The sequence below is a fragment of the Planktothrix sp. FACHB-1355 genome (assembly GCF_014748295.1).
GTDB classification, from domain to species: domain Bacteria; phylum Cyanobacteriota; class Cyanobacteriia; order Cyanobacteriales; family Aerosakkonemataceae; genus Aerosakkonema; species Aerosakkonema funiforme_A.
Genome location: NZ_JACJUP010000663.1, coordinates 1 through 3,895 on the forward strand (window position 1 = coordinate 1; position 3,895 = coordinate 3,895).

At 43.3% G+C, this 3,895-nt stretch carries 2 protein-coding genes and 1 pseudogene; all 3 read left to right on the forward strand.

Annotated elements, in window-relative coordinates:
* Positions 1 to 273, forward strand: a 273-nt coding sequence (locus H6S82_RS22610) for a hypothetical protein (protein ID WP_347339530.1), incomplete at its 5' end; no start/stop codon positions are given.
* 164 nt (positions 274 to 437) lie between these two features.
* On the forward strand, positions 438 to 2,933 hold the full coding sequence (locus tag H6S82_RS22615; RefSeq protein WP_191056744.1) for a filamentous hemagglutinin N-terminal domain-containing protein: 2,496 nt from the start codon (positions 438 to 440) through the stop codon (positions 2,931 to 2,933).
* Positions 2,934 to 3,571: 638 nt separating this feature from the next.
* Positions 3,572 to 3,895, forward strand: a pseudogene (locus tag H6S82_RS22620) (hypothetical protein); the annotation flags it as partial.

A 3,895-nucleotide genomic window follows, 5' to 3' on the forward strand; every position in this document is an offset into this window, starting at 1 on the left:
AAAGATGGCTTTATGTTTCTGCTGTTTTCGATTTTGCACTTTCACTGGGCGATCAAAATCACTCCCCAAGCAGATGCCTGCGAGGGGCTATTCGATATTCCTTTAGTGATGCAGGCGTTGCAGCGAGGACTAGCCTGCAAAGTAGACCTTTCCGATCATTGGAACTTCTGGGAAGTCGTGGATATGCCCCTAGAGGAAGTGCGCGAGCTCTATGGCATTCCACCTCTTTGTCCATCCTCAGTAACAGCCGCAACTTCTGGAATCATCAGATAATACAAGTGTATCGCCCACTACTGTCTCTATGGAAGCGATACGCTGAGACTTAATATAGGTGCTAACTCGACCTGCGGAATTAGCTAGCAGTCAAAAAATTTCTCAACTTTAACCTAGTAATAACTTAGAAATGCTAAGATGCTAGTAAATTATCAGATTTTATCATGCTAATCAGTCACATTAGCAAGCATAGTCCTTCAAGTTTGTGCAAAGCTTTCTCCTCAATATTGCACTATGCTATTCTGCTAACTTTACCGCTTAGTTTCTTTTCCGGTCAAGTAAATGCACAAATTATCCCCGATGATACTCTCCCCAATAATTCAATAGTTGTTCCTAATAATAATACTTTAATTATCAATGGTGGAACAGTAGCAGGAAGTAATATTTTTCACAGCTTTGAGGAATTTTCTTTTCCTACCGGTACGGAAGCATTTTTTAATAATGGCAGTAATATTCAAAATATTTTTAGTCGCGTTACGGGTGGGAAAGTATCTAATATTGATGGAACAATTCGCACTAACGGAACTGCTAATTTATTTTTACTAAATCCTAGTGGCATCATTTTTGGTCTGAATGCACGGTTAAATATTGGCGGCTCTTTTATTGGCTCTACAGGAAACAGTATTCAATTCTCTGATGGTAACTCCTTCAGTGCTATTGCTCCTCAAGCACCAACTTTGCTAACAGTTAGTGTTCCTATTGGCTTGCAATTTGAACAGAATATAGGAACAATTCAAGTACAAGGTACAGGTCACAGCTTCACTGCTCAAAACCCAACAGCGTCGCCAATTAATCGAGGTGAAAGTACAAGTGGTCTCCGTGTGAAACCCGGTCAAACTTTAGTCTTAGTTGGGGGGAATATTAATTTTTATGGCGGTACAGTGACGGCAGAGAAAGGCCGAATTGAGTTGGGTGGGGTTGGTACGGGTGAAGTAAGTATTAGAGAAACTAATTCTGGCTGGATTTTGGGCTATGAAAAAGTACAGGAGTTCGGAGATATCAACCTATCTCAACAAGCGGCTGTAGATGCAAGTGGGCAAGGTAGTAGGTCTATCCAGATTGTAGGCAGGCAAGTCAACTTAACAGATGGTTCTATAGCCTTGATTCAAAATCAAGGAAAACAAACATCAGGAACCATTATAGTCAGTGCATCCGATTTATTAGAATTAAATGGAGTTAACAAAAATGCTACATTCCGCAGCAGCTTAATTAATGAAACTATAGAAGAAGGCCAAGGCGGAGAAATAACCATTTTAAGTAGAAGGTTGATTATATCTCATGGAGGAGCAATTCTAAGTAGAAGTTTTGCCAATGGAAAAGGTGGAAATTTAACTGTTAATGCCTTTGAATATGTAGAGGTAAGTGATTTTTCAACGCTTAATCCTGGTATTGGGAGTCTGCTTAGTGCTAGAAGTTTTAGCTCTGGAAATGCAGGAGATATCATAGTTTCAACCCAGAATTTAACTGTGTCCAATGGTGGTGTTTTAGCAGCCCCCAGTGCTGGTGGTACTGGAAAAGCTGGAAATGTAACGATAAATGCTGCTGAATCTGTAATTGTAAGCGGAATAATACAAAACAATTTGCAGCCAGCTTCTATTGGAAGCGCAACTATTACTGTTGGCGATGCTGGCAATGTAACTATTAATACATCAAGAGTTGTAGTCAGGGATGGAGGAATTATTAGCACTTCAACTTTAAACAGCGGTTCAGCAGGAGATCTAATTATTAATGCGTCTGATTCTGTAGAAGTTAGTGGTAAGCCAGAGAGAGGGGGGCTTCCCTCTGGAATACAATCTGATGCTCCTATACAGACTGAAGCCTTCCGAAAACGTTTCGGACTACCAGATACACCCTCTGGAAACTCCGGCACCGTCACCATCAACACCCCTCGCCTCACCATTTCCGACGGCGCAAGAGTCAGCGCTGCCAACGAGGGTACGGGTATCGCAGGCAACGTCAACATCAACGCAGGTTCTATCCTCCTCGACAGGGTAGGCAATATCTCGGCTAAGACTGAATCCGGTGAAGGCGGCAACATCAACATCACCACTGACTTCCTGCAACTGCGCCGCGCCAGTCAAATCTCCACCCAAGCTGGCGGTACCGGTAACGGCGGCAACCTCACCATCAACGCCAACACTTTCGCCATCCTGGAGGGCAGCGAAGTCAACGCCAATGCCTTCCAAGGTACAGGCGGCAATATCCAAATCAACTCTCAAGGTTTATTCGCTTCCCCCGACAGCCAAATCACCGCCAGTTCGCAACTGGGAGTTTCCGGCAGCATTAATATCAACAGTCCGGAAGTTAATACTACTGGCGCACAGATAGAATTACCCCAAAATCCTGTAGACCCCACCCAACAAGTCGTCGCCGCTTGCACTCCCGATAAAAACAATAGCTTCACAGTTGCCGGTCGCGGCGGTTTGTCGGAAGACCCCACCCTACCAATTTCCAGTTTCGAGGTTTGGGCGGACTGGAACGACTACACCCAGCCAACTTTCAGAAGCACTAACAGGCAGTTAGATTCAAAACTTTTCCGTCAGCAACAGCCTCCCTTAGTAGAAGCTACGAGTTGGCGGGTGAATGCTAATGGCCAGGTAGAACTATACGCCAATGTTAGCGACGCTAGCAATTACATAACTAAGTCGAGCTGTCGGTAGTTTGGCAATAGCAGTGCGATCGCTATTAAAATCTGCCTTTTCTAGTTTATGAGTCTTTCGCGTTTATCGTGGAAAATGTTTGTTTGTATTACAGATAGGCCGGATGGTGGGTGACAGCACGGGCAATTAATTATTGCTTGAAAGCACCAGACATTTCCAAAAATTCTTGTGGGGTAGGCATCCTGCCTGCCCTTTGAGATTCTTTTACAGGAGATGTCTACTGAAGCGATCGCCCCTACCTAACCTACCCTACGATTGAATTAGTTTTTACGATCGCCACAACAACGGGAGAGCCATTTTTTCCACTCTCCCGCTCCATCAGACCCCCCACTCCCCCACTCTTCAAGCTATCAAAAAAGAATAATATCGAGTTGCTTTTAAAAATAGTAGATTTAGATTGTTTTAGGAGCAGAAGGCAAACATAGTTGGCTGAATGAATACAACTTGGTGTAAGCTAAAACTGCGTTGGATAAATGTAATTAAAAATACAAATAAATTTAAATTACGGAAAAATTGCTTTTTTTAAAGATTTAATTAAATTTCGCAAGTTCCTCAAAAAGCTATACTAAAGAGCGCAGGAAAACATAAAAAATCAATTAATGCTGTAAAATGTTAGAGCCAGGGTATCACAAATCGTAATGTTTAACCTGAAACAAGCAAGGAGATTTCAGGGTATGGAAACCAGCTACTCTAGGGAAAATATCTCAGGGAGAAATTATCGATTAGCAAGTTTACTGGTAATTGCTTCATCTGTCATTGTTGGCGGGGGAACGGCTTGGAGTTTTGAGGCTCGAGCTTTCGATCGCATTCCCAAAATAGTCAGCGTTAAGTACGAAGCACCTACCGATGAAGTTCCGCGTCAGGCGCTCGGCGGTAGTTCTCGCGGTGAAATCAGATTTTCTTCTCCAGAAGACAACGCGCCCACCAGAACAATGGGGGGTGGTTCTCGTGGCGAAATCAGA

Excerpts from the sequence above, each read along its gene's own strand:
- H6S82_RS22615 (WP_191056744.1), top strand. The coding sequence starts at position 438 with ATGCTAATCAGTCACATTAGCAAGCATAGTCCTTCAAGTTTGTGCAAA.